The sequence below is a fragment of the Frankia nepalensis genome (assembly GCF_016786325.1).
In the GTDB taxonomy this organism is placed as follows: domain Bacteria; phylum Actinomycetota; class Actinomycetes; order Frankiales; family Frankiaceae; genus Pseudofrankia; species Pseudofrankia nepalensis.
On record NZ_JADWYU010000094.1, the window covers coordinates 96107 to 121881 of the forward strand.

At 70.5% G+C, this 25775-nt stretch carries 16 protein-coding genes and 2 pseudogenes; 7 read left to right on the forward strand and 11 right to left on the reverse strand.

All coding sequences use genetic code 11. The features are described 5' to 3' along the window. Positions 1 to 206: 206 nt before the first annotated feature. From I6A81_RS46115 to I6A81_RS07895, 6 genes and pseudogenes are all read right to left on the reverse strand, one after another. A pseudogene (locus tag I6A81_RS46115) lies at positions 207 to 1472 on the reverse strand (recombinase family protein); the annotation flags it as partial. A 362-nt stretch (positions 1473 to 1834) separates the two neighbouring features. After that, positions 1835 to 2890, reverse strand: a complete 1056-nt coding sequence (locus I6A81_RS07875) for a DNA methyltransferase (RefSeq protein ID WP_203003233.1) — start codon at positions 2888 to 2890, stop codon at positions 1835 to 1837. Beyond that, positions 2887 to 3981 carry a DNA-methyltransferase gene (locus I6A81_RS07880; protein ID WP_203003234.1) on the reverse strand — a complete coding sequence of 365 codons (1095 nt, stop codon included), beginning with the start codon at positions 3979 to 3981 and terminating at the stop codon, positions 2887 to 2889. The genes I6A81_RS07875 and I6A81_RS07880 overlap by 4 nt, the downstream gene beginning before the upstream one ends. Beyond that, entirely contained in the window at positions 3978 to 4688 is a 711-nt protein-coding gene (locus I6A81_RS07885) for a recombinase family protein (protein WP_203003235.1), read from the reverse strand. Before I6A81_RS07885 ends, I6A81_RS07880 begins: the two co-directional genes overlap by 4 nt. 71 nt (positions 4689 to 4759) lie before the next feature. Further along, positions 4760 to 5782: a DNA methyltransferase gene (locus tag I6A81_RS07890; RefSeq protein WP_238429142.1), complete on the reverse strand. Its 1023-nt coding sequence runs from the start codon at positions 5780 to 5782 to the stop codon at positions 4760 to 4762. After that, complete coding sequence (locus I6A81_RS07895; protein WP_203003236.1) at positions 5767 to 6693, reverse strand: hypothetical protein; 927 nt, start codon at positions 6691 to 6693, stop codon at positions 5767 to 5769. Before I6A81_RS07895 ends, I6A81_RS07890 begins: the two co-directional genes overlap by 16 nt. A gap of 390 nt (positions 6694 to 7083) precedes the next feature. Here I6A81_RS07895 and I6A81_RS07900 point away from each other — a divergent pair, with 390 nt between their 5' ends. From I6A81_RS07900 to I6A81_RS07930, 7 genes are all read left to right on the forward strand, one after another. After that, the gene (locus tag I6A81_RS07900; RefSeq protein ID WP_203003237.1) at positions 7084 to 8034 is read left to right on the forward strand and encodes a hypothetical protein; all 951 of its coding nucleotides are present in this window, start codon (positions 7084 to 7086) and stop codon (positions 8032 to 8034) included. Positions 8035 to 8150: 116 nt separating this feature from the next. Beyond that, positions 8151 to 8456 carry a hypothetical protein gene (locus tag I6A81_RS07905; protein WP_307874527.1) on the forward strand — a complete coding sequence of 102 codons (306 nt, stop codon included), beginning with the start codon at positions 8151 to 8153 and terminating at the stop codon, positions 8454 to 8456. Between the two features lie 446 nt (positions 8457 to 8902). Continuing rightward, positions 8903 to 10360, forward strand: coding sequence for a relaxase family protein (locus I6A81_RS07910; RefSeq protein ID WP_203003239.1), 1458 nt, complete (start codon positions 8903 to 8905; stop codon positions 10358 to 10360). 56 nt (positions 10361 to 10416) lie between these two features. Further along, positions 10417 to 11667: a PrgI family protein gene (locus I6A81_RS07915; RefSeq protein WP_203003240.1), complete on the forward strand. Its 1251-nt coding sequence runs from the start codon at positions 10417 to 10419 to the stop codon at positions 11665 to 11667. 2 nt (positions 11668 to 11669) lie between these two features. After that, positions 11670 to 13595: a VirB4 family type IV secretion system protein gene (locus tag I6A81_RS07920; protein ID WP_203003241.1), complete on the forward strand. Its 1926-nt coding sequence runs from the start codon at positions 11670 to 11672 to the stop codon at positions 13593 to 13595. A 46-nt stretch (positions 13596 to 13641) separates the two neighbouring features. Continuing rightward, complete coding sequence (locus tag I6A81_RS07925; RefSeq protein ID WP_238429143.1) at positions 13642 to 16155, forward strand: type VI secretion protein; 2514 nt, start codon at positions 13642 to 13644, stop codon at positions 16153 to 16155. Between the two features lie 22 nt (positions 16156 to 16177). Then, positions 16178 to 17176: a replication-relaxation family protein gene (locus tag I6A81_RS07930; RefSeq protein WP_203003243.1), complete on the forward strand. Its 999-nt coding sequence runs from the start codon at positions 16178 to 16180 to the stop codon at positions 17174 to 17176. An 84-nt stretch (positions 17177 to 17260) separates the two neighbouring features. On the opposite strand, the gene I6A81_RS07935 is transcribed toward I6A81_RS07930, so the two are convergent. The 5 genes and pseudogenes from I6A81_RS07935 to I6A81_RS07955 all read right to left on the reverse strand — a co-directional run. Then, the gene (locus tag I6A81_RS07935; protein ID WP_203003244.1) at positions 17261 to 21247 is read right to left on the reverse strand and encodes an SAV_2336 N-terminal domain-related protein; all 3987 of its coding nucleotides are present in this window, start codon (positions 21245 to 21247) and stop codon (positions 17261 to 17263) included. Beyond that, the gene (locus I6A81_RS07940) at positions 21244 to 22203 is read right to left on the reverse strand and encodes an AAA family ATPase (RefSeq protein WP_203003245.1); all 960 of its coding nucleotides are present in this window, start codon (positions 22201 to 22203) and stop codon (positions 21244 to 21246) included. Before I6A81_RS07940 ends, I6A81_RS07935 begins: the two co-directional genes overlap by 4 nt. Next, complete coding sequence (locus I6A81_RS07945; RefSeq protein ID WP_203003246.1) at positions 22200 to 24398, reverse strand: hypothetical protein; 2199 nt, start codon at positions 24396 to 24398, stop codon at positions 22200 to 22202. Before I6A81_RS07945 ends, I6A81_RS07940 begins: the two co-directional genes overlap by 4 nt. Continuing rightward, a complete protein-coding gene (locus I6A81_RS07950; protein ID WP_203003247.1) occupies positions 24395 to 25453 on the reverse strand; it encodes a copper resistance CopC family protein in 1059 nt (352 codons plus the stop codon). The genes I6A81_RS07945 and I6A81_RS07950 overlap by 4 nt, the downstream gene beginning before the upstream one ends. A gap of 26 nt (positions 25454 to 25479) precedes the next feature. After that, positions 25480 to 25775, reverse strand: a pseudogene (locus I6A81_RS07955) (hypothetical protein); the annotation flags it as partial.

Below are 25775 nucleotides of genomic sequence, written 5' to 3' on the forward strand. Positions count from 1 at the left end.
CTCTGCCGCCGCTCCAGGTCAGCGATCTTCCGATCGAGCGCGGCGCGGTTGGCGGCGCGCTCCTCGGCGGCACGGATGTCCGTGCCGTCCATCTCGGCCGCGAGGAGGGCGACGCGGTCGTCGCCGAAGACCCGTTCGGCGAAGAAGTCGGCCACAGCGTCGCCGAGGATGTCCTCGCGGAGCCGGACCGTCTTCGGGTGACCTTCGAGCAGGTCTTCTCGGCCACGGTTGTTCGACCTTGGCCAGCAGACGTAGTGACCAGGCTTGCCAGACGTACGGGTAGCGCCGTACATCCGCCGGCCGCAGGCGCAGAACACCAAGCCCCGGAACAGGTAGGTGCGCGTCGTACCGGGGCGGACGTTGAGGTCGTTGCCGCTGCGGGAGCCTTCCTTGCTCCAGGTGCCGGCGTTGAGCTCGTCGTACATCCACTTGGGGATGAGCGGCTCGTGGACGGGTTCCAGCGACCAGACCCACTTCTCCGGACCGTTGGGTTCGTTGGCGCGTGATCTCCTGGCGCGCCGGTTGAACACCTGGTATCCGGTGTACTTCGGGTTGCGCAGGATGTCGGCGATGGCCGTCCTCGACCAGGCGCCGCGGGCCCGGCTCTTTCCGCCGACTGGTTCAGGCGGCGGGTACCGTTCCAGGTCGTTGTTGAGCCGGCCGGCGATATCCCCATAGCCGAGCCTTTCGTGATAACGCCAGTTGGCGATCTGGGTCACCGTGGTGCCGCAGGCGTCGTCGGGTTCAAGGCGTGACTTGGTGGCCCCCCGGTTGGCCTTGGCGGAATTCGGGTGCCGGTAGGTCTTGGCCTTGTACCCGTAGGGCGGCTTCCCGATGTTCCATCCTTCCCTGACGTGGGTACACAGCCCGCCCCAGGCGCTTTCCAGTGTGTTGAGTACCTCGTACTCAGCGACGGACTGGTTGATCCGCCGCTGGAGGATCTGCGACGCACGCGGCCCGTCGACCCTGATCGGCTCGTTCCAGGCGAAAATCGGCACTCCGGCGCGTTCGAGAACTCTCTCGATGGAGAGGTTCTCGTACATCTTCCGGGCGATCCGCGACATCGACTCGCAGATCACAACGTCGAACCGGCGGCCGGGCTGCGCGGCCTCCGCGAGCAGGTCGGCGATGCCGCCGTCGCGGGCGATCGGGATGTCGTACCGGCGGACGTCGGCGCCGTGGCCGCGCTGGTCCAGCTCTTTGCGGCCGGACTCGACGTCGTAGTAATGGGCGACGATCACCCACGACTGGGGCAGTGCCGACTTGCTGCGGTCCAGCTGGCGCAGCATGGACTGGCGCGGGTCCTGCTGGTCGTCGGTGGAGGTACGGCCGAGGAAGGCGACCCGTACCTCCCCATGGAGCAGGCCCAGCGGCATCGCGAACGGCGAGACCGCGAGGTCGGACAGCGCCTGGTTGCGCGGTCCGGGCGGGCCCGGCGGGGGGCCGGGTCGGGGTGGCAACGCGAGGGTCATGCGGCATCTCGTTCCGGCTCGTCGTTGGCAAGGTCTTCTGCGGCCCAGAGCAGCAGGTCACGGGTTACGTCCGCCAAGGCGGCGCGTAGGCGGAGTCCTTCCTGACCGCCGACCATGCGAACCTCCCCGGCGAATTTCCACTCCTGTGACCGGGTTCCGGATCGCCTTTTCGTCGGCGGCTTATCGACCTGGTTCGCCGAGTCCTGCTCGGCTGGGCGCGGTTCCCGTTCCTCCTCCCCCAGCCCGCCGGGACGCGAGGTATCTTCAACCATCCCAGCTGCTCACAGGGGTGATCTTTTCGGCGAATAGGATAACGCCGGCTGGCCCGATCACGCACACGACTGATGATGAGAACCGAGTCTTCATGAGGCCGATCGCCGACAATCATGTCGGTCGGCTCGCCTATGGGTCTCGTGTCCGAACGAGCCGCATACGAGTTGATGGCTGGACACGCACGGGTCGATGCCGATGAAGGCGCGGCCAAGGCGGCGAGCCGCCGCGCCGGTGGTGCCGGCACTGGCGAACGGGTCGAGAACGACCCCGCCGGGCCGACAGCCAGCCACAATCGCGCGAAGCGGGATCGCGATCGGGTAGTCGTCCCCTTGGCCGGTCTCTTCACGGTCGAATGGGATTGTCCAGACATCGCCTGGGTTGCCGCCGCAGGCCGCGGTCATGGGGCCAAGTGGCCACGGGGTGCGGTCTGTGGATGCCGCATGCGGGCGCGTGCCGCCTCGGTGCGCTCGGCGCGAGAGCGCCCGGGTGCCGGTGTACGGCGTCCGAAGCGGGTCGAGGTCGAAGTGGTACCGAGGCTGCCGGACAAGCAGGAACAGCAGGCTGTAGTGGATGGCTAGCCCACTGGAGGCAGGCGTCGACGTGGCTTCTGGCGTCTGGCAGACAACCGCGCTGCGCAGGATCCAACCATCGGCCTGCAGGGCGAACACCGCCTTCCAGGGCAGCCCGAGCAGGCTCGGGGCCGAGATATCACCATTCGGTCCGCGGCAGTGCTGTAGAGGGCAATGGTGTTGGCCAAGCCCACGGCCATCAGCGTCGGTCGTGTAGCTGTCGCCGAGGTGGAGCCACGCAGTGCCTGAGGGAACGAGAACACGTGCGACCTCGGCGAACACCTGCCGGAGCCGTTCCACGAGTGCCACAGCCATCGGCTCCGTCGTGGGCTGCTCCCCCGAGGCCGCCTTGGCATTGGCGATGTCGTCGCTGCCGCAGGCGAGGCAGGGCAGCGGCGACGTCACGACGCAGTCGACGGAGGCTGTCGGAATCGTGGCCAGCGCGGTGACGACGTTGTCGACCGCGAGGCATACGCCGGACGCGCTGGACAACCGGAAGCAGTCCACGCTCCCCCGGGTCGCCGGCTGGTCAGCGGTCTTGGTCGTCCGGATGCCACGTTGGCCTGGGCTGATCATGCGGCGTCCGCGGGCGGGACGGCGGCCCGCGCCTGGTCGGGCGCACGGGCGAGGCGGGCGATGGCGATGTCGTGGAAGGCGGGGTTGAGGTCGATGCCGACGTAGGGCCGATTGAGCGCGCGAGCGGCGAGGCCGGTGGTCGCGGTGCCTGAGAACGGGTCGAGGACGGTGCCGTAGGGCGGGCAGCCGGCCGCGATGCAGCGCAGCGGGAGGTCGATCGGGTAGGTGGCGAAGTGCGGCTCGGCGAGCGGCCGGGTGTTGATCGCCCAGACGTCGCTGAGGAGCTCGCCAGCGGCATCACGTTCCGTCCTATCGGCGCCGCCCGTGGCTCGAGGCCGGCGCCTGGGCGCAGGTCCGACGAGGCGGGCCTGCGCGTCGGTGGACTCGACGCGGGCAGCTTGGTTCTGGCTCGAGGGTTCCAGCGCAGTCCGATGTGCGTGGATCGCGTCTAGATCGAGGTAGTGGCGCTGCTCGCGTACGAGGAGAAACAGCAGCTCGTACCGAGTGGAGAACCGGTCGGTCACGGGTTCTGGCATCGCGTTCTTCTTCCACCAGACGATCGCGTTGCGGACGATCCAGCCGTCCGCCTGGAGTCCGAACGCGACGTGCCAGGGCAGTCCGAGCAGGTTGCGGCGGCGCAGTGGGATCACCGCGGTTCCGGTCGGTGCGGCGGGCACGGCCACCGGTGGGAGGCGGCTGGCGTAGGTGTCGCCGAGGTTCAGCCACACGGTGCCGGTCGGGATCAGAACCCGGGCCAGTTCGCCGAAGACGCGGCGCAGGGCGGTGATGTAGGCGTCCGGGGTGGACTCCTGGCCGTACTGCCGGTCTTCCTGGACCGCCGCGCAGGATCGACACCGCGCGACAGCCAGTCGCGGCCCGGCGGTCCGGCGGGAGGCGGCCCGATGCCGACAGCCGGGGTCGCCGCCGGTCCATTGACGGGTGCCGTAGTCGCGCTGGCGCCAGTAGGGCGGTGAGGTGACGACGCAGTCGACGCTGGCCGAGGGAAATCCGGCCAGGACGTCGTGAGCGTCGCCCGTGTAGAGGGTGACGCCGGGGCTTTGGTGGTACGGCGGCGGCAGAGGTGACGTCATGCGGCCGCTCCTACTTGCCCATCGCCGGGCGGGCTGCCCGGGCCGAACTCCCAGGGCGGTAGGGAGCGGCTCACGACCCGGCTCGCCGGCGGCGTGAGCAGCTGGGCCCGGTGGAAGGTTCGCCCGTCCACGAGCGGTTGGTGGGCGAAGGGGCAGATCACCCAGCCGTCGGGGTGCACCCGCCGGCCGCGCTGGACGCGACCCCACACCGAGGCACCGGTGTAGACCGGATTGCCCAGAACCCGGGCGACGGACTGCGGGGTCCACAGCCGAGGGCCACCCGGGTTTCCCGGCACGGGACCGCCTAGCGCGGCGTCGGCCCGCGCGATCTCGGCGAGCCGGACCGCGATCAGCGCCGGGCTGAGGCGCTCCTCGACCCGCATCCGAAAGATCGCGATGATCTCGGAAGCGGCGAGTGGGTCGACGATGAGATGGGTGCGCCGCCGGGTTACCCCGTCGGGGCCGGTGACGGGAAGGTGCAGCGGCTGGTAGCCGTACGGGATCGGACCGAGGTGGTAGCCGGCGCGGACGATCGCGATCTGCTCCAGGAGCGCGAGCGCGTTGGTCCGGGCGTGGAACTCGGCGAGCGCCTTCGCCTCACGGGCGGCCCGGCGGCGGGCGAAGAACCCTCGGCGGCGGCTCGGGGCAGCGGATGGCTGTGCCGGCCCGGCGGGGCCGAGGATGACCGGTTCGGACGGGTCTGGCATGAGGAACTCCATCGGGGCGGCGGCGGCGGACCGCGAAACGGGAGGTCGAGGAGCGGCGGCCGGGCCAGCGGTCATGCGGCTCGCGGCACCGGGCGGCGGAGGCGGCGGGTGGTGCGGGCAATCCGCGACGCGGCGGCCTGGCGATCGGCCGCGGCGGACGGCCAGGCCGCCGCGCTGGCGGCGGCACTGACCACGGCGACGCGGCGGAAGACGACCACGTCGAGGTGGGCGGGCAGGTGCGACGGCCTACCGCCCGCTTGGGCGGGTGCCACGCCCAGCGGGCGCGCGCTGTCGCCGGGGTCGGCGCTGCCCGGGCGGCTGGCGAGGTGGGACCGGAGGCCGGCAGTCGTGATGGCGGCGGTGAGCGCGACGCACCGGTCAACAGGGGCGAGGCCGGCCGCGCGGCCGGCGATGAGCAACTCCACGAGCGGTTCCCTGACGCCCGCGAGATGGGCGCCGTCGCGGCACGGACCGGGCCGGCCGACGATGACCAGCAGTCCGCCGGGCCGCGTCAGCCGCGTGTAGTCCGACAGCCGCGCGCGCAGCCGGTCCGCCCTGCCGGGGTCCGTCTCCGGACTTGGCCCGTCAGCCCCGTCCGGGTCCGGACTGGAGTCCCGGTCCGGACCCGGACCCGAGATCGCGAGGTCCGTCGCGCGGGCCGCGGTGAGTACCAGGTCGACCGGCGCGGCCAGGCCCGTCCGGGACCAGCCGTCCGCGACGCCGTCGAGGATCATCCCGTCGCCGGTCGCGCCGTGGCGCTTGGTGAGCGTGAGGTTGGCGCGGGCCAGTTCCCAGCAGCGCGGGTCGGCCGTGGCGCCCACCGCGTGCCGGCGGGCGCGCACCGCTTCCACGCAGACGGTCCCGGTGCCGCAGTCCGGGTCGTAGACCACATCCCCCGGCCGGCTGTAGGCGGCGATGGCGTGGGCCGCGACCGCCGGCGGGATCGCCGCCCCGTCCGCCTCCGTCGCGGGCAGGTAGCCGCCCGCGAGCAGCTGCTGGGCGAGGTCCTGCTGGCCGGTGGGCCAGACCGACAGCCACCGCGCGTCGGGCATCTGGGCGACCAGCACGCCGGCGGCCGTCATGCCACCGGCCATGACATGTCCCGCGCGGCGACCGCGAACACGAGCAGGTCGGAGCAGGCCCGGCGCATGGCGATCGGCCCCGGCGAGTCGTCGAAACGCCCGCTGCCAGCCGCGTCAGCGGAGAGAAGGTCCTGAAGGGGAACCTCCACCAGCACGATCCGGTCGACCAATGCCAGCCCGCTGTCGAACGCCGCCGCGGTGATGTCCACGATTGGGTCGACCAGCCAGCCCCCGTGACTCTCCGCGTGCGTGATGACGGCCAGAAGGCCGGGCAAGGCCAGCAGACTGACCCAGGGCATCTCAAGCGCCCAGCCGGCGTCGGCGGGTCCCACTCCGGCAACAACCAGGTCGAACCGTCCAAGCTCCTGCCCAGCCAGCGGCCGGACAGATTTCGGACCGCCGTCCCGATCAGCCACACCGGTCCCGCGGAGTCCCGGTCCGGCCGCGGACTTGGGCTGGGGTCCGGAACCGGACCGGGACCCGCTTCCCGTCGTCCCATGCCGGTCCGATCCGGCCGCGGCGCCCAGGGGAGAAGGTCCGGTCCATGTACCGACCCGCCGGCCGAGCGAGACCACGTCCTCGGCGACGGCTGGCAGAAGGTCAAACAGGCCGGCGGGCTCGTCGGGCGGGCCGGGCTCGTCCAGCTCGCCAGCCACCGTGGGTGGCGGCGCCACGAGAAGCACCCGCTGACCCACGCGGGTAAAGCGCGTCACCGCGCATCTGACCGCCGCGCGCAACCACGGCACGACCGCCGCGTCGTCCGACGCCAGGTCACGGATTGGGGTGATCTCCGGCGGCACCGCGTGCGGGGACGCGGTGCCCGGCCCCCTGACGTCCCGCGGCGAGCAGGGCCACACCGACATCAGCTCCTGCGGCGGCCCAGCAGCCTGCCCGTCCTGGCAACCCTCGGGGCTCGATGGCATCGAGCGGTCTCCTTCCTCGCCTCCTCGGCGACGCGTCCATCACCAGAAGAGACCGAGTTCCGCCCCGATTTTCCGTTTCCGCTTCACCGCCGACCGGTCACAGCGCCGCGCCCGCTCGGCGGCTCTTAGCACCTCTTTCTTCGCATCCGGTTCCGCCGGCGCCTCTGGCCGATCATCGCGACGCCCGGCGAGAAACCAGATACGCCCTGAACTGCAAATATCGCCCACCCGCCCGACCGCCCCGGGGTCGACAGACCCACTTCTGGCTTTCCTCTGGCTTTCCTCTCGATTCTTTCTGTGCCTCGCCTGGCGATCTTCTGGTGTTTCGCTGGTGGCGGGGTGGATTGCTTTTCCGGATTCGTTTCGACGACACGACGAGGACGGTCCGGGATGCCTGATGACGTGGGTGTGTTCGCTTCGACCGGCGGTGATCCGCACGGGCGGGTGTGGCCGCTGACCACCGTGCGGGACTGCTTCGCCCTGCTGGTTGCCGGGCCGGAGCCGCTGGCGGTCGACGGCTCGCCGTTCCTCGGCCTACCGGACCGGCTGGTCCCGCTGGACGAGCTGCGGGATCGGCTGATGGCGAGCCGCTGCCCGCAGAGCACACGGGACACGGCCTGGGCATTGGTGATCCGCCGCTCGAGGGAGCACGGCTCGGCGTGGACGGTGGGCTGCGCCGGAATGGCGCTGCCGGCGTTGGCGTCGGTCGCGGGTCGGCTGTCGCGCTATTCGGCGGCGGATCCGTTCGATGTGCACGCCGAGGTGCTCGCCGGGTTTCTCGCCGCCGTGACGACGGCGCGACTCGACCTGCCAAGGATCATGGTGCGGCTGCGGTGGGCGGCCTATCGGGCGGGGCTGGCGGTTGTGACCCAGGCCCGGGAGGGTCCCCGTCCGGACTCGGACCTGTTCGATGCCCGCGGGCATGTCGGGGAGTCCGGGACCGGTCATCCCGATCTGGTCCTGGTGCGGGCGGTCGCCGACGGGGTGCTGACCCCTGCCGAGGTTGACCTGATCGGCGCGACCCGGCTGGATCGGGTGACCGTCGCCGCGTGGGCCGCGGACCGTGGCACCTCTGCCCGGGCCGCGTATGTGCTGCGGTCGCGTGCCGAGGCCCGCCTCGTGGCCCACCTGACCGGATTGGACGCCTCCCTCGTCTCGTCGAGACCCGCGAAGGCCCAGCCCATCGCTTCCCCGGCGAACAACGCCACGGGCCCGCCTGCCCGACCACACCTCGTTTCCCCATCGGCGTCCGCGCCTGGGACTGTCTCTCATCCGGCCGCACCCAGGGATGCTCTGTCTCCGGTTACGACCCTCCTTGGAGGGCCGCGGCCATGGGTCTGATCTTTGGGCGCCGTGATTCCCGCGCCGGCGAGGCACCTCTTTCCGGTCCGCCGCAAAGACGTAGGTCCCCTGCGTGCTGGCGCCGACAGAGCTGGCATCGGACGGTCGCTGCCGTCGTGGTCGTCACCTTCCTGGTGCTGGTGGGCGTGTTCGCCGTCCCGGCGATCGCCGAGGTCACGCCGCCGGTCCCGTACGACCTGAACACGGTGCTGACCAACATCCGCAACTGGATCATGGGGATCCTCGGCCTGCTCGGCACGGTGTTCCTGACGCTCGCGGGCGCGCGCTACCTGATCTCCAATGGCGACCCGGGCGAGATCAGCAAGGCGAAGGCCGCGCTGAAGAACGCGGCCTGGGGCTACGGTCTCGCCGCGCTGGCGCCGGTCATCGTTCAGATCCTCAAGGGCATCGTCGGGGCCTAGAGACCATGAACCTTCCTGTCTCGTCACGACGTCTCGGTGCCCGCCCACCCAGGTCGGCCGCGCACCGGCGGGCTACCGCCCCAGCCTGTCGCAACCCGGTACCGCGAACTCGCCGGCGGCGGCTGATGCGGCCGTCCCTGCTTCTGAGCCTGTTCCTGTTCACGGCCATCGGCCTGGCACTCATGGCCCAGCGGACGCCCGTATCGGCGCCCACGGAGGCGAGCACCGTCTCGCGGCCAGCCGCGTCCGTGACGACCGGGCCGGCGCCGGCCACGGCGGCACCGCGCCCGAACCCACAACCCGGACCATCTCCGGTGCCACCTGGCGGCGATGCCCCCGGCGATGACACGCCGGCGCCTGCTCCGGGCGACGACGGCCCGTCGTCACCGGCCCCGCCGGCACCGGACCCGGCGCCTTCGCCTCCGGTGCCGCACACCACCCCGGAGGTGCCCGAGATCCCGGGCGAAGGCGGCGGCGGGTGGATTGGGTGGATTACGGACGCGGTCGAGGGGATCTTCGACAGGATCGCCCGCAAGCTGGTGATCTCCCTTCTCGAGCCGCTGCTGGATCTGCTCGGTCGCACACTGCTGACGACCCCGCCGCCGGAGTCGTTGCCGGCGATCGGCGAGCTGTGGTCGAACTCGTGGCGGCTCACGGTCGCGTTCTACGGCTTGCTGATCGCTGTCGGCGCCGTGCTGGTCATGGCGTTCGGCTCGGTGCAGACCCGGACGTCGATCAAGGAGATCGGGCCACGGATCCCGCTGGCGTTCCTCGCCGCCGCGTTCTCGCGGACCTTCGCCGACACGGCGATCAACCTGGTCAACTCGCTGCCTGCCGCGATCCTCGGTACCGGCGTCAACCCGGATACCTCGACCGAAACGTTGCGCGGCCTGTTGATCACCTCGCTGCGGACCAGCCCGACCCTGGCGCTGGCTCTTCTGGGTCAGTTCCTGGCGCTGCTTACCGCGGCGCTGATGTGCACCTACATCGCCCGGGTCCTGCTCACAGTGGTGCTGATCGGTGCTGCTCCGCCGCTGCTCGCTGCCCATGCGCTCCCGCAGACCGACGGGCTCGCGCGCTGGTGGTGGCGGGCCTTTGGGGCGTGCCTGGCCATTCAGGTCGCCCAGGCGTTCGTGCTGAACGCCGCGCTAGTGGTGTTCTTCACGCCCGGCGGGTTCACCGTGCTCGGCCCGACCCCGGACGGCCTGGTCAACATGCTGGCCGCGATCACGCTGATGTACGTCCTGTTCCGGATCCCGTTCTGGTTGCTGCAGGCCGCGCAGGTGGGCGGCGGTCCCTCGTTTCTTGGCAGGGTCGCCCGCGCCTACGTGGCCGGCCGAGTGCTCGGCCTGTTGCCCAGCGGCCGTCATACCCGGGGCCAGCGAGGGGCATCGGCCGGCGGAGCTGGCGGGCCCGGTGGCCGGGCCGGCTGGAGCGGGCAGGGGGCGGGTCGAGGCCCGGGCGGAGGCCATCCTTCGGGACCAGCGCCGTCGTGGGCCCGCCGCTCTCAGACCGGCCGTGACGGCTCGGCGCGCGGCGCGTCGGATCCGCTGTCCCGACAGACGCCGCGGCGCCCGCGGCCAGGTCCGTCATCCCCAGGCCAGCAGAGCGGCACCACCGGTAACGGAGCCACCAGCGGGTCACGGTCGCGCCCCTCCGGGTGGAGCCGTCCCACGCCGCCCGCCACGGTCTCCTGGTCACCGCTCGCGCCAACGGCACGCACGAACCCCCGCCACGATCTTGCGCAGGCCACATATGAGCGGTATCGGCGTCCGGCGGCCCCGTCCGCCTCGCCCCGCGAGCCGCGGCCGCGGTCCGGCTCCCAACCGGCGCTGTCGTGGTCGCCGGTAACCGCGCCACGCCGCACGCCCCGGCCACATGGGCGGTCCCAGCCCTCGTTCTGACACCTCTGAGCCGGTCGGCCTCCTAACAGCGCCCTATGCCCGGAAGGACCTTAGCGATGACGCACCCCGTTCGCATCCCCGCCGACATCGACCGCGAGGACAGGCTCCTCGGCAATTTGACCGCCCGGCAGTTGCTCATCCTCGCCGCCGCCGGCGCCCTGCTCTACCTCGCCTGGCTGCTCACAGCCTCGTTCGTGCCACTGCCACTGTTCGCGCTGGGCGCGGTGCCCGTGGTCGTCACGGCCGCGGTGCTCGCACTCGGCCAGCGCGACGGCCTATCTCTGGATCGGCTTCTGCTCGCCGCAGCACGCCAGCGCGACACCCCACGCCGTCAGGTCAGCGCTCCGGAAGGCATCACGCCTCCTCCCGCCTGGCTGACCGACCGCGCCACCCACCAGCCCGAGCAGACCGGGCGACGCGGCCGGGACCGGCAGAACACCGAACCGCCGGCGCCACTGCGGTTCCCCACCCGCGACGTCACCCACGCCGGGATGATCGACCTGGGGGCCGACGGCGTGGCGACGGTCGCGGTCGCGTCGACGGTGAACTTCGCGCTGCGCACGCCTGGCGAGCAGGAGGCGCTGGTCGCCGCCTTCGCCCGCTACCTGCATTCGCTGACCAGTGGCGTGCAGATCCTGGTCCGTGCCGAGCGCCTCGACCTGTCGGCCCAGATCCACGAGTTGCACGCCGCCGCGACTGCTTTGCCGCATCCGGCGCTGGCAGCGGCGGCCGTCGAGCACGCCGGCTACCTCGGCCAGCTGGCCACGGACACCGACCTGCTGCACCGCCAGGTACTGCTCGTCCTGCGCGAGCCGCTCGCTGGCAGCACGCCGGCCGACGGGCTCGGCGCCGCTGCCGGCGCGGCCCGGCACCGCCGCCGGACCCGCGACAGCCAGCGGGCGGCCGATGCTGCCCGGCGCGCGGCGCAGGTTCGGCTCGTCCGCCGGCTCGCCGAGGCCGCCGATCTACTTGCCCCCGCCGGCATCGTGATCACCCCGCTGGGCGCCGGCGCGGTCACCGGTGTGCTCGCCTCCGCCTGTAACCCGGCAGGCCTGCTCTCCGCGTCCGAGGACCTCGCCGCCCCGGACGACATCATCACCGCCGCCGAGCCCGAACCAGCTCCGCCCGACCCCATCTCCGCGCCTGGCGGCAGGCGGGAGACCACGTCGCCCGGCTGGATCCCCACCACCAACGACGGACGCCGCCGCCGGGCCAGCCGGCGGACGGCCCGGCGGCCCACCGGCCTCGGCCCCTACACCCCCGAAGCCTCCGACGCCCCGGGGACCGACGAAGACTCCTGGAGCTGACCATGCCCCGCACACGACGCACCAGCACGACGACCAGACCCGCCCCAGCGCCCGGGCACGACAGACCTACAGCCGCCCCGCCGGCCAGCGCCGCCGCGTTCGCGCCGGAGTCGCTGGTCGTGGCGCCACGCCACCTGGAGGTCGGCGGCGAGTACGTCGCCACCTTCGCCGTCATCGGCTACCCCCGCGAGGTCCACCCCGGCTGGCTGGCGCCGCTGCTCACCTACCCCGGGCGGGTCGACGTGTCCGTGCACGTCGAGCCCATCGACCCGGTCACCGCCGCGCGCCGGCTCCGCCGCCAACTCGCCAAGCTGGAGTCCGGGCTGCGCTACGACGACGACCACGGCCGGCTCGCCGACCCGCAGGCCGAGGCGGCGACCGAGGACGCCTACGACCTGTCCGCCCGCGTCGCGCGTGGCGAGGGCAAACTGTTCCGGCTCGGCCTCTACCTCACCGTCCACGTGACCAGCCAGGACGAACTCGCTGGTGAGGTCGCCGCTGTCCGGGCGCTGGCCGCGAGCCTGCTGCTCGATGCCCGGCCGGTCAGCTACCGGTCGTTGCAGGGCTGGGTATCGACTCTGCCTCTCGGGCTCGACCAGATCCGGATGCGCCGAACCTTCGACACCGCGGCGCTGTCGGCCGCGTTCCCATTCACCTCCCCCGACCTGCCTCCGGCTGGTCCGGCATCGGTCGCCACCGCACCCACGGGGGTGTTGTACGGGTTCAACCTCGGCAGCCAGGGACTTGTCTACTGGGACCGGTTCGGCGAGCTGGACAACCACAACGCCGTGATCCTCGGCCGTTCCGGCGCTGGCAAGAGCTACCTGGTGAAGCTGGAGCTGCTGCGCAGCCTGTACCGAGGCGTCGAAGCCCACGTGCTCGACCCCGAGGACGAGTACAGCCGCCTTGCCGACGCGGTCGGCGGTACCCACGTGCATCTCGGCGCACCCGGCGTCCGGATCAACCCGTTCGACCTGCCGATCCACACCTACCCCGACGGCCGCCGCGGCGCGCCCCGCGACGCCCTGATCCGCCGCTCCCTGTTCCTGCACACCGCGATCGCAGTCATGATCGGCGAACAGCCCTCCCCAGCGACACGGGCCGCTCTCGACGCTGCCATCACCGCCACCTACCGCCGCACGGGCATCACCGCGGACCCACGCACCTGGACCCGGCCCGCACCGCTGCTCACCGACCTGGCCAACACCCTCACCGCCTCGACGGACCAGGCCGGCATCGAACTCGCCGCCCGGCTACATCCCTACGTCCGCGGCGCCTTCGCCGGCCTGTTCAACGGGCCGGCGACGCAGCGGCCCGACGGGCATCTGGTCGTCTGGTCCCTGCGCGAGCTCGCCGACGAGCTCAAGCCCGTCGGCACCCTGCTCGCGCTGGACGCGATCTGGCGAACCGTGTCCAACCCGGCACTGCGCCGCCCCCGCCTTGTCGTGGTCGACGAAGCATGGCTGCTCATGCGGCAGCAGGCCGGCGCCGACTTCCTGTTCCGGATGGCCAAGTCGGCCCGCAAGCACTGGACCGGTCTGACGGTCGCCACCCAGGACGCCGCCGACGTGCTCGCGACCGACCTCGGCACGGCCGTCGTCGCGAACGCCGCGACGCAGATCCTGCTCCGCCAGGCCCCGCAGGCGATCGATGAGATCGCCCGCGTGTTCGACCTGTCCGACGGCGAACGCCAGTTCCTGCTCACCGCCAACCGCGGCCAAGGGCTGCTCTCCGCCGGAACCCAACGGGTCGCGTTCCAGTCCGTCGCCTCGCCGGCGGAGCACCGGCTCGTGACCACCAACCCCGCCGAACTGGCCGCCCAGCCCGAATCCACCGCTACGAATACCGTCAGCTTCCTCGACCTGTCAGCGGACCCCGATCTCGACGAGGACGACCCCTTCGACGATTTCGACCTCGATGCGGCCTGATCCCCGGCCGCTGGCGCTCGCCTGGCCGGACCCCTGTGATTTCACGTTGGCGGGATCGCGACGGACCTGGGCGGCTACCGCGAGCGCCGCCGCGCTGACCCCGTCGGCGCTCGGCGGCTATCTGCGGGACCCGTGGGAACCGACGCACACCCTCGCCGGACAACTACCGGTCTGGGGGCCATTCGCCGGCCCGGTGTTCGCTCTCCTCATCGCCGCGGTCCTGGCCTGGGCGCGGCGGGCCCGGCGGCGCTACCAGCACCGTCTCCACGACGGCGCCCAGCTCGTCACCGTCCTCGTCCCGCCCACTGTCGACCCGGACGGCGCCGAGACTCTGTGGGCCAACCTCGCCGGACTCGCCCAGTCCGGCTGGCGCCGCCTGCTCACCGGCCAGCCCCATGTGGCCTGGGAGTACCTCTTCGACGCCGACGGCATCCGCATCCAGCTGTGGGTACCCGGCGGCGTGCCGCACGGCCTGGTCGAACGCGCCGTTGAAGCTGCCTGGCCCGGCGCTCGCGCCACCGCCGAACGGCCCCACCCGCCGCTGCCGACCTTCGCGCTCCCCGGACGACGGCTACTCAGCGCCGGAGGAGAACTGCGGCTCGCCCGCACCGAGACGCTGCCGATCCGCTCTGACCACCGCACGGACCCCCTGCGCGCCCTGCTCGCAGCGCCCCTCGGACTGACCCGCGACCAGCGCGCGGCCGTGCAGATCCTGGCCCGTCCTGTCGCCGGCCGCCGCCCGGCCCGCCACACGCGTCCTGTCGTCCTGCGTCTGCTCAGCCGGCTGCTCGATCTCCTGCTCGATCTCCTCACGCCCTCAACCCACGGCCGAGGAGCGCAGGCACACCAGAACGGCTCGCCAGCGGATCACCAGAACCGGCTGCGGCAGGCCAGCGAGAACCGTGCCGCCCTTCCCAAGAATCGCGGCCCTCGTTACGAGACCCGCATCCGCTATGCCGTCCTGACAACCGTCCCGTACACGACCGCCGACCCGGGCGCCGACGCCGGGCCTCGCTCGCTTGCCTCCGACGAGGCCGCCCGCAAGGCTCAGGGCCAGATCCAAGGCCGGGCGCGCGCCATCGCCGCCGCCTTCACCGGCTACAGCGACCACAACCATTACCGGCGCGCCCGGCTCCGCGACCCGCTGCACGCCCTCGCCCGTCGGCGGCTTCGGCGCGGGGACCTGCTCTCTGTGGCCGAGCTCGCCGCGCTCGCGCACCTCCCTCTCGACCTCGCCGCCCCCGGCCTACAACGCGCCGGCGCGAAGGCCGTCCCGCCCCCGCCTGCTATCCCCACCCGAGGCCGCGACATCCGGCCTATCGGCCTCGCCGACAGCGGCCAGCGCCGCCGCCCGGTCGGTCTGCACGTCGCCGATGCCCGCCACCACGTCCACGTCCTCGGCGCCACCGGCGCCGGCAAGTCCGAACTCCTCGCCCGGATGACCCTCGCCGACGTCCACGCCGGCCGCGGCGTCGTCAACGTCGACCCCAAAGGCGACCAAATCAACGACATCCTCGCCCGCCTGCCGCTGGCCGCTGCCCACCGCGTCGTCCTCTTCGACGCCGAGACCTCCACCCAGCCGCCCTGCCTCAACCCCCTCGACCAGCCCGACCGCCACCGCGCCGCCGACAACCTCACCTCGATCTTCAGCCGGATCTACGCCGACTCCTGGGGCCCCCGCACCGACGACATCCTGCGCGCCAGCCTGCTCACCCTCGCCGCGGGGCCAGGCACCCCCCGGCTCACCGACCTGCCCAAACTCCTCGAGTCCCCGGCCTTCCGCGCACGCGCCCTGCGTGCTGTTGACGACGAGATCCTGCTCGGCTTCTGGCAGTGGTACGACCAGCTCACCGACGGCGCCCGGGCCTTCGCCGTCGCCCCGCTCATGAACAAGCTGCGCGGCCTGCTGCTACGCCCGTTCATCCGGCACACGCTCGCCGCCGGCCCCAGCACCGTCCAAATCGATGACGTCCTCGACCACGGCGGCATCTGCCTCGTCCGCGCAGCCCAGGACACCCTCGGCGTCGAAACAGCCGCGCTGCTGGGCTCCATCGTCGTCTCGACCGTCTGGCAGTCCGTCACCCGCCGCGCCCGCCTATCCCAGCACCACCGGGCCGACGCGGCGCTCTACCTCGACGAGGCCCACTACTTCCTCACCCTGCCGTACGCGCTCGACGACATGCTCACCGCCGCTCGCGCCTACCGGCTCTCGATCACCCTCGCCCACCAGCACCTCGCCCAGCTGCCGCGGCACCTGGAAGAAGCGATCGCGACCAATGCCCGCAACAAGGTCTTCTTCGCAGTCAGCCCCACCGACGCCCGTCGGCTCGTCGGCCACGTCGAACCTCGGCTAAACGAACACGACCTCGCTCACCTCGACGTTTTCCACGTCGCTGCCCGGCTGGTCGTCGCCGGCGCCAACACCGCCCCCTTCACCGCCCGCACCGAACCACTCCCACCGGCAATCCCCGGCCGCGCCGACCAGATCCGCGCCATCGCCCATCGCCGCGCCACCCGTCCGACCGAACCCGACCGCCGCCGACCGCGCCCCGCCGCGTGAACCGTCACCGAGACAGGCAGCCATGGCCATCACCGAACCCTCGCCACGCCCGCGCCCGGTCCTGACCCGGCCCGGCGCACGAACCGCCGCCAGCGCCGAACACCAAGCCGCGCTCGCCGCCCGGCTCACCCCACGCGACCGCTGGCTCACTCGCATGATCGCCGAATACAAGGTGCTCACCACCGACCAGATCGTCCAGATCGCGTTCCCGAGCCGCCGGGCGGCCAACCACCGGCTACGCAGCCTTTACACCTGGCGCGTCCTCGACCGCTTCCAACCCCTCCTTCCCCGCGGCCAAGGCTCCGCGCCCGCCCACTACGTCCTCGACATCGCTGGCGCCACCTTGCTCGCCCACGAAGATGGCCTCGACCCCAAGAAGATTGGCTACCGCCACGACCGAGCCATCGGCATCGCCCACTCCCAGCATCGCAACCACACCGTCGCCGTCAACGCCTTCTTCACCAGCCTGATCGCCACCGCCCGCCGCCCCGGTTCGAAGGCGCGCCTGCTCACTTGGTGGTCCGAAACCCGCTGCCTTCACGAGTTCGGCGACCTTGCCCGCCCCGACGGCTACGGCCGCTGGCGGCAGGACGGCCGCGACGTGGCCTTCTTCCTCGAACTCGACCGCGGCACCGAACCCCTACCCCGCCTCGCCCGAAAGCTCACCGGTTACGAGGACCTCGCCAGCAACAGCGGCACCGTCACCCCGTTGCTCTTCTGGCTCCCATCCCCGAGGCGGGAGGCCGGCGCACGTCAGGCGCTCGCCGCGGCACTGCGCGGCCTGAGCTATCCCGACCTTGCACCCATCGCCACGACCGCCGCAGACATTGCCGCACTTGGGCATGGGTGTCCGACCGCGAAATATTGGCTCCCGCTCGCGCCTTCCACCACATCGACAAGCCGACTAAGCCTATTCGATCTTGCCGTGCTGTGGCCACATGACGTCAAAGGGCAACCTCAGTACGCGGCAGCGGCACAACGCAGGCACGGTCTACGTGCCCCCGACTTAGAAGAGCCCTAAAGATCTTTATTGGGGAGTTAACGCGCGGCCGGGTGCGGGTGTTGAGGAGGGGCCGGCCAGTGGGGCGGGCGTTCTCTCAGGGAATCAGGATCTTGGATCCGGGAACGGCGGCGGGTCCGTAAGCCGGCCAGTTCGCCCCAGGGACGATGGTGGGCTCGTGGGCTTGTCTCTTCCTCCTCCTGGGAGCGGGGGTAGTTTCGGGAGTCGGTGGCCACCGACGACCGAACGGCGGATTTGTCGGATGAGGGTGGCCCGCGCTTCCCGCTCATCCAAGCCGACGAGGTCGATGTACATGATCGTGGCAAACAGCCCTTGCGGCTGGAAGTCCTCGACGCGGACCGGGATCAGAGTCCTCGTTGTCTCGTTGGGATCCCGCCGGAAGGCCTGCGACCATCCGGGCCCAAAGCTGTCCGACGTCTCGGAGGCCCGGGAGAGCACGACAATGCTCCACCGCGAATAGCGAATTGCCTCATCGAAGGCGTGGACCATGCTCTCACCAACCCTTACATCCACTTGTGGAAAACGGACCCTATAGTCCTCCTCCTCCAGGCAGTATTTGATCCAGGCACCCCAGTCCTCGTCACCCACGGCGGCGGAGAGGACAAAGTCCCACCGGGTGTCGTCGCGTAATGGAGAGCCAGTCTCGTCGTCGCCCTGTGGCTTGTCCGCCTCCTGCTCGGCGGCCGGCGCCGCAGCCGGTGCCTGGTCCGTCGTCTGACCGGTTGACGTGGTGCCCGGAGCCGAGGGCACGTGCGGCGCGCCGATGCTGGGAAGGGTCACCCAGGCCAGGCCGCGGTACTTGCCGTGCATCTCGACCTCGCGGTAGTCGGAGGGGCGCGTCCCGCGGAGCCCCGCCCGGACGACCGAGTCGTAGATCGTGGGCGAAAGAATCAATGCCAGGTCGGCGGTCGGTTCGGCCGCCAGCGCGGCGCGGACGGGATCCGAGTCGACCAGGCGCATGGCGATCACGACCGCGTCGCCGCCCCAGCCGTCGGAGTCTGTGTACACCTCCCCCTCGTGTATCGCGACCCGCAGCCGGAGCCGGCCCTGCTCGGTCCTGGTCTCGTTGTACTCCCGGAGCACTATGGTCAGTTCCCGGACGAATTCGACGACGATGTAGGCCTTCGAGACGGTCGCGGGAAACATCGTGAAGAAGCCGTCTCCCCGGTCCATCCCCCGGATCCACGCATCGCCTCCCACCGCGTCAAGGGCCTTCCTAATCACCTCCCGGAGTCCGACCTGCAACGCGCGCTGAGCCGCCACGCCGAGCATGGCGAAGGCGACCATGTCCACCGCGAGCACTGTGTAGTGCACAGCGGAGTCACGCTGATCACGCGCCGATGCCGGGGGCGTTGCCTCAGCACGCGCCGCCTCGGCGCGGACGGCGGCTTCGAGGCCCGACTGGAATACGCGGGCGCCTGGATAGCTCCGGGTGGCGATTTCCAGGATTCGCCGCCGGGCACCGACAAGAGCACCGAAGGTGAGCATCCGATTTACGGCGACCCAGAATTGCATCGGCGTCTCGGTGTTCACTGGCAGACTTTCGTACCGCAGGCCTGCGTTCTCGAGCAGTCTCCTCGCGGAGTCTAGGTTGTAGTAGTACTCAGTCAGCGCCCGTACCTCTGACTCAGCCAGCCAGTCGGTCAACTGATCGTCCGGTGAGGGCGGCTCCTCCTCGGAGGGTCGCTCAGGCGCATGGCTCGGTTCTTCCTCGGACCTCGGTCCGGATGCCGCCTCAGCCTCGGCACGGGCCGCCGCAGCCATCAAGGTCCGGTTCTCGGGGAACTGGGCGGAGGCTGCGGCTAGGAGCCGCCGACGTCCTTCCGGAACGGCGCGAAACTCAAGCATCCTCGCCACCTCTCGCCAGAACTCGACGGGCGAGTTGGAGGGGATGGGATTTTGCCCATATGGCAGGCCCACGGCTTCGAGGAGCCGGCGCGCAGCGGGCTTATAGCCGTACACATCGGCGAGTGTCTCGATCTCTTCTTCGGTCAGTCCGCCGCCGGCGATCTTATCGGCGAGTGGGTCCCGTTGAGTTCGATGGAATACGGGGTTGCCGGGGAAATCTTCCGCCGCAGCGGCCAGGATTTTTCGGCCTCCCTCTGAGAGGATGTTGGCGTCGAGCTGTCTGGCAATTATCGTCCAGAATCTCAGGGGAGTCTCGAAACGAGCGGGCCAGTCCGATGATGGCAGACCGGCGCGTGCGAGAACGGTTTCTGCACTTCCCCGGCCTGAATAGACTCTGGCGAGTTCGCCAATCTCCTCCTCGGTCAGCCTGTCCGCAGCAGGGTCCTGGGCCGGTCCTAGATGAACTCTGGCAAGTACACTGATCTCTTCCTCGGTCAGCCCGTCCGCGGCGGGGTCTTGGGCTGGGGGGACCGGGGGTTGAGGCGGCACCGGCGGCTTGGGGCCTGCGAAGCCGAGGCCGCGCAGGGTCGCGCGACTGGCCCGTGCGAAGGCGACGACGCTTTCCGGTAGGGACAGCTCGCCGTCCTGGTGGGGTACGGCGGCGGTGAAGGTGGCACCGCGCCCAGCCTGGCGGGCGATGAACGCGGTCAGGGCGCGGTCGCGGGCGAACATGTCGGCGGTGGAGAGGGAGCGGCGCAGGAGCCGCAGGACCTCCTCGTCGCGGTAGCGGAGCAGGATCTCCCGGTCGTCGTTTCCTGGAATGGCGTTGATGAGGTCGCTGACGACAAACTCGGCGAGGTCGCTGACCTCGGATCCGTCGACAACCTCCTGGCGGAAGAGCTGCATCAGGGATAGTGAGACTACGGGCTGAGCGGACCCAAGGACGGCGAGCCGGTAGACGTGCGCGTTGGAGGCGTTCTCCCGAAACTCGGTCACGTAGTCCGCGGCCGACGGCGTCGTGTCGTCCCATCCGTCATTCCAGCCGTCGTCCTCATCATCGAGCGTGTCATCGTCGTCGAGCAGGTCGCTCTCAACGACGGAATCTGCCCCAATAGGCGGCCGGTCGGCGGTGCCCCCGGCGGCGGCCTCCGGGCCGGCTGGCGCGCCGATAGATGGCATAGCGAGGAGGACGCCGGTCAGCCCATCCGATCGGCGCGCGGCGATCATCTGGGCCCAGGCGCCGAGGGCCTGCGGCGTCAGCCCGGCGATTGGCAGGAGCACCGTTCCCGCAGGGAGGACGAGCCGAGGGCGCTGGTGCAGGGGCGCGATGCCGGTCGGGTAGGCGTCGAGGCTGGTGTTGGGACCGCCTGGCGCTCGGTTCACCAGCCGGACCCACCGCCGGACGTCGGCGAACCCGGACTGACGACTCCACAGCCGCAGCGGCAGCGGGTTGAGTAGGACGGTCGGTGTTCCCCGGGCCCAGCCGTGGAGCAGGTCCCAGGCGGTGCTGTCGGCGCTCCAGGCCGGGTCTGCGCAGTCGGAGAAGAGCACGACCAGCCGACGGGACTCCGGCTCGTGCAGCCGGGCTGCGGGAGCTGGCCGGCCGGCGCTGTCGAGAAGGATGCCCTTCGCGACGTCGAGGCGCCAGCGGCGCAGGGAGCGGAAGGCGCCGGTATCGCGGAAGGTAGCAAGCAGTTCGGTAGTGAGCTCGTGCCACACACGGTTAGTGGGCGAGTCGTCGACGACGAGGTCGAGGTCGAACCAGCGCTCAGGCTCAGGCCGCATGACCGGGATGAGCACGTCGGTTTCGGCGAACGCCTCGATGGTCGCGTCGATGTCGAGGATGGCGCGCCTGCCACGTAGGTGGCGGCGCTTAAGCGGGCGCAGGGCCCTGGCTATCTCCTGCGCGCGCGGCAGCGACCGCGCACGTGGCACATGGACGGCGCTCGCCCTTCTGCTGCCCGTCCCACCAGCGATATCAAAGATCTCTGTCCTGGCGGCCGGATCAATGGCGTCCTCGGACACGGCCGAGGAAGGCGGGGTCTCCGGCTGGTCACCGGCGGGCCGGTCATCGGAGTCGCCGGGGACCTCGCCGGCCGTTTCAGCGCCGGATTCCGCGCGGGCGCGGCGCACGGCGAGCAGCAGGGCGTCGGCCAGTGCCGTCGCATCGACGTCGGCGCCGAGGTCGCGCAGTCCGCTGATCAGCCCGGCGAGGGTGGTCATGCCGAGGAGAGGTCCTTCGTGAGTAGCCTGACCAACTGCTCGCGCTGGTCGCCCTCGGGGGGAAACTCGCGGGTCACCAGGTAGACCGCGTTCAGGAGTTGGTCGGTCGCCAGTACCTCGGGCTTGCCGATACGCCCAGCGAACGCTTTGATCAAGTCCTGGATGGCCGCCTGGGTCTCCTCGTCGAGGTCCTTGAGGTGGGCATTGACGATTTTGGTCAGCTGGTCCGAGTCCGGGTCGGGCATGGGGAACCGGACGCAGCGCCGCAGGAACGGCGGCGGGAACTCGCGCTCGCCGTTGCTGGTCATGACTATGACCGGGAACTGGTCGCGGCCGCCGCGGACGACACCCCTGGCAATCGTGCACCTCGCGTCATCGGCGACGTCGTCTTCACCATCGGCGACGTCGAGCCGTACCCGGACCTCGTCCACGGTGTGCCGCTTGAGGACGTCGATCTCGAACGAGCCGCGTTCAAGGACATCGAGCAGGTCGCTGGGCAGGTCGATGTCACTCTTGTCGATCTCGTCAATCAGCAGCACACGGGGCCGGTCGACGGCGGCGAGCGCGGTACCGAGCGGGCCGAGCCGCAGAAACCGCTCCGGGCTATCGTCCTCCTTGTGCTGACGGGCGTGGAGCCGGCCGAGGGCGTCGTACCGGTAGAGCGCGTCGACTAGCGTGCTACGGGAGGTAATGTGCCAACGCAGCACGCCGCCGAGCCCCAACTCCTGGGCGATCGACAGTGCGACGGTGGACTTGCCAGCGCCAGGTGAGCCGGTTAGCAGCAGGGGGCGGCGCAGCAGCAACGCGGCGTTGACCGCGCCGGCGAGCCCGAGGGGCGGCTCGAACGGAACATGGGCCCGCGCCTGGCGCCACGGCGGCAACGGCGGGAGTTCCACCGGAGCTGAAGGCCGCTCGCCTTCGGACTGATTCCCCCGGTAGTACGGCGTCCAGGTCATCGCGGTCCAGCCTTCCCAGCATCGGGGTGTCGTTGCGGAATCTTTCTCGTCACGCGCGCAGCCCCTGCGGCGCGCCGATTCCTGCTCTTACAGAATTCCAGCCATGGGATGTCCTCCCAGACCGCCCGGACGAGCGCCAATGGGAGGCTGGCCTCGGGCTCGCCCCAGCGGCGCAGCCGGTAGGCCTCGGAGAGCTGCCGAGGCACGTCCGGGCCCCAGTAGGCGTCCAGCGCGTGCTTAGCCGCATCCCATGCCGTGCTGGTGGGTGCGCCGCCGTTCTGGTCGGGCCACAGCACGATTGGCGACTCCTCAAGGAGCAGGTCCAGCATTGTCCTCATGGACCCGTCATGGAGCACGGTCGACAGGCCCAGGGCCACTGGTGGCACCTTCCCCTTCTGAAGCAGGTCGTCGAGCACGTCCGGATCAGTTTCGGCCCGCCAGCTCACCCGCGCCGCCGCCGGCGATTTCATGATCCTGTTGTACCGCTGCTGAAGGAGCCCGATATTCTCGCCGCCGTTCAGGCGGCGGCTCCACCGCGCGGCGACGTGGTAATCCTGGCCGAGCATCGTCGGCCTGTTCCCACCAGCCATCATCTCCTCGGGACGCCAGGACTGTCCGCCGTCGCCACCGAGGAATGACGTGGGCACGGCCAAGTCAACGTCCTCGAGTTCGCTTGCCTGCTCCCGCGCCCACTCGAGGACACGCCCGACGGCTGCAGCTACGGCCGTCGCGCTCCGTTGTCTGCTGGGCTCGGAGTGGGGAATTTCCCACCGGGCCTTCCCCGCACTGTCGACGAGCCACGCCTGCACCTCCTCCGGCCACTCGTCGTCAGGCGAATGGAGGCTGATCACAAGCCGCCATGGCCCGGGGCGCCGCCACGCGCTGACCTTCTGGATGATGTCGTTGACAATCGTGTAGTTCAGATCCAGGTCACCGACCCATTCCTGGAAAGTCAGATCCTGCGCGAGCTCACCGTCAGTCGGTGCCTGTACGCTGGTCCCAATCGGTGTAGCGAGGTCGGCCGCAAGCTGCACGACAAACTCCACCAGCGCGCGCCTCACGCCACCGCCGCCCTCGTCAGCGGAATCCTCGCGTTCTTCAGCGCGGGAATTGAGCGCGACCCACGCGATGACGTCCTGGTCGGCAAAACGAATGTCGAATGGTGCGCCGTGGCCCGCTTCCTCCGTCGCCACGTCGCCGAGAACGTCTGCCGCCGCCTTCCACAGCTGTGAGATGGTCACCCGTGGCCGCCAGGCACGCAGGAACAATGTGGTCTCCAGTACCAGCGCGAGGTTCCCGGCCAGCCACGATACTTCCTGAGCTGCGGCCTCGGACTCATCGCGCAAGGTGACTGACAGCTGAACAAGCGCGTGCCGATCCAAAACCGATGAAACCGGTAAGGCCAGCTTGGGGAGCCGTTCGAGCGCCTCAGCGAGCCTGCGCCGGCCCTTGCCACCGAGACGGTCGGGCCGGGGCTGCCATCGTCTCCCTCGATGGTCGCCATACTGCTTCAGAACGAAGCCGACATCGACGAGCCCCTGCAGGACCGTGCTCTGCCTCGCCAGCCATCCCCGTCCCTGCGCGCAGGCATCGTCGAATGTTCGGTACCCCACGCCGTCCGTTGCCGTATACGCCGTCGGCTCGACGATGAGGAAGGCGCCGCCGGACGTCGCTCCGCCGGCACCCGCCGCGACACGTGCGAGGAGCGCATCCTTGGCCCTCCCGACGTCGGACTCGTTCAGATACCCCTGGTCGATGAACTCGTGGTCCTCGGGGGGCATGCGCATGTGACCGCCGCGGTCCAGCGCCCCGACCTCGTCGTCCAGCCAGACGGCGACGAGGACGTGGTCCTTCGAGGCGAGCAGGATCGGGCGCAGCTGGGCCACGAGGCAGTATCCGGCGAAGATCAAGGCCAGTTCGACGCAGTTCCCCTTCCGGCCCGCCTTGACCCGCTCGGGCAGCCGAACTCCCTGGAGGAAGCGCTGGCCAGGCGACAAGTCCAGCACCGAGGTCTCATACTCGATCCCCTGCTTCTTCAGATGGTCGTAGACCAGCCGGGCCACGTCGGCGAAACGTCTGTCCCGCCGCGCGGCGTACGGTGAGGGCAGCGGGTCGAAGATCCCTTCAATCCGGGTGTCGACGAGCCGGGCCAGCAGCCTCCAGTCGTCCGTAAACCAGTCGACCAGGTCATTCACGCGGAGTTCTCCGCCTCCAGCACCTCGAACACGTCCGAGGTCGTCAGTTCGAGCGAGCCGGCGGAGACCGTCGCCTGGTAGGCGCCGGGCGGCAGTGGTGGCAGCTCCCAGCGGAAGCCGGCCCCACTTTCGTCGCACGGCTCGAGCGCGGGCACAACGGGCGTGGTCGAACCGTCCGCAGCAGTGATCGTCAGCGTCGCCGGCGCGTCGACCATGGTGGCCCGCACCGCGCACCGAATTTCTACTGGCTCGTCGCTCGCGAACACGGCGTCCAGAGCCAGGTCCAGCGTGGGACCCGCCGCGGGCACCACCGACTCAGCCAGAGCGGCGGCCTGCTCGGTCGCCGGCCGTTCAGGCTCGGGCTCGTCGTCGCTAGGGCCCTCCAGGTGGCTGGTGTCCACGTCGCTCCCCATGGCAGCAAGGCTGAGAACGAGCTTGCGGAGCAGGTACCGCTCGCAGTGCGCCGTCCCATGCTTGCCGTTCTCCCAGCTCCACAGCCGCTGTTTCGCAAGTTCCAGCGGGATCGCGGACAGCGCCGGCACCGTCCCGTCGCCTGAGTCGAGCAGATCGCGCAGCGGCTCGTCGATAGCTAGCTCGCGGGCGCTTGGCAGCCCGACCGCCACCGTCAGCTTCTTGCCGTCATATTCCAATGCCTGCACGGTGCCGTGCCCGAACCCCGCCAGCGGGTTCCATGCCTGGTCACCCTGCAGCCGTGGGCTTCGCAGCTTGACGTGGAAGTTCTCGCGGGCTAGGCGAGCCTGCTCGACCGACAGGTCGCCCACCCGCTCCACCGGAAGCTCGCCCACCCGCAGCAGAGGAAGTTCAGCGCCGTCCTCCCGAAGGCGTTTGGCCTCGGGCGAGATGTCCCGAACGATCGCGTACCTCGGCAGCAGTTGGTAAACGGACGGGAAGCTGCTGACCAGCTTCGTCAGCCCACGCAGCTGGACTCCGAACTTGCGGGCACCGTTCGCCAGATAGTCGGCCGCGACCGGCGCGCCCCGGTACGGTGTGCCGAAGGTGATGAGCGCCCGGCACTGCTCCCAGCCACCAAGCACGTCTAGTGTTGCGTGATTCTGTTTGCTTACCGGTGGCGGTTGCGGTTGTTGTCGACGAGTTTGCGGATGCTGGTCTGGGTGAGGCGGACCTTGGCGAGGATCTCGTTGGTGGTGGCGGTCCAGGTGAACGGCTGCGCGTCGGTGTTCCAGTGGGTGATGTAGTCGCGGATCTGGCGGGTCAGCGCGTGGACAGAGGGGAAGGTGCCGCGGCGGATCGCCTGCCGGGTGATGATCCCGAACCAGGTCTCGTCGGGTAGCCCCGGCGCATTGCTGCGCCGGGGCCCCCTCAGAACCGGCCGTGCCCGCTTTCCGGGCAACCGGC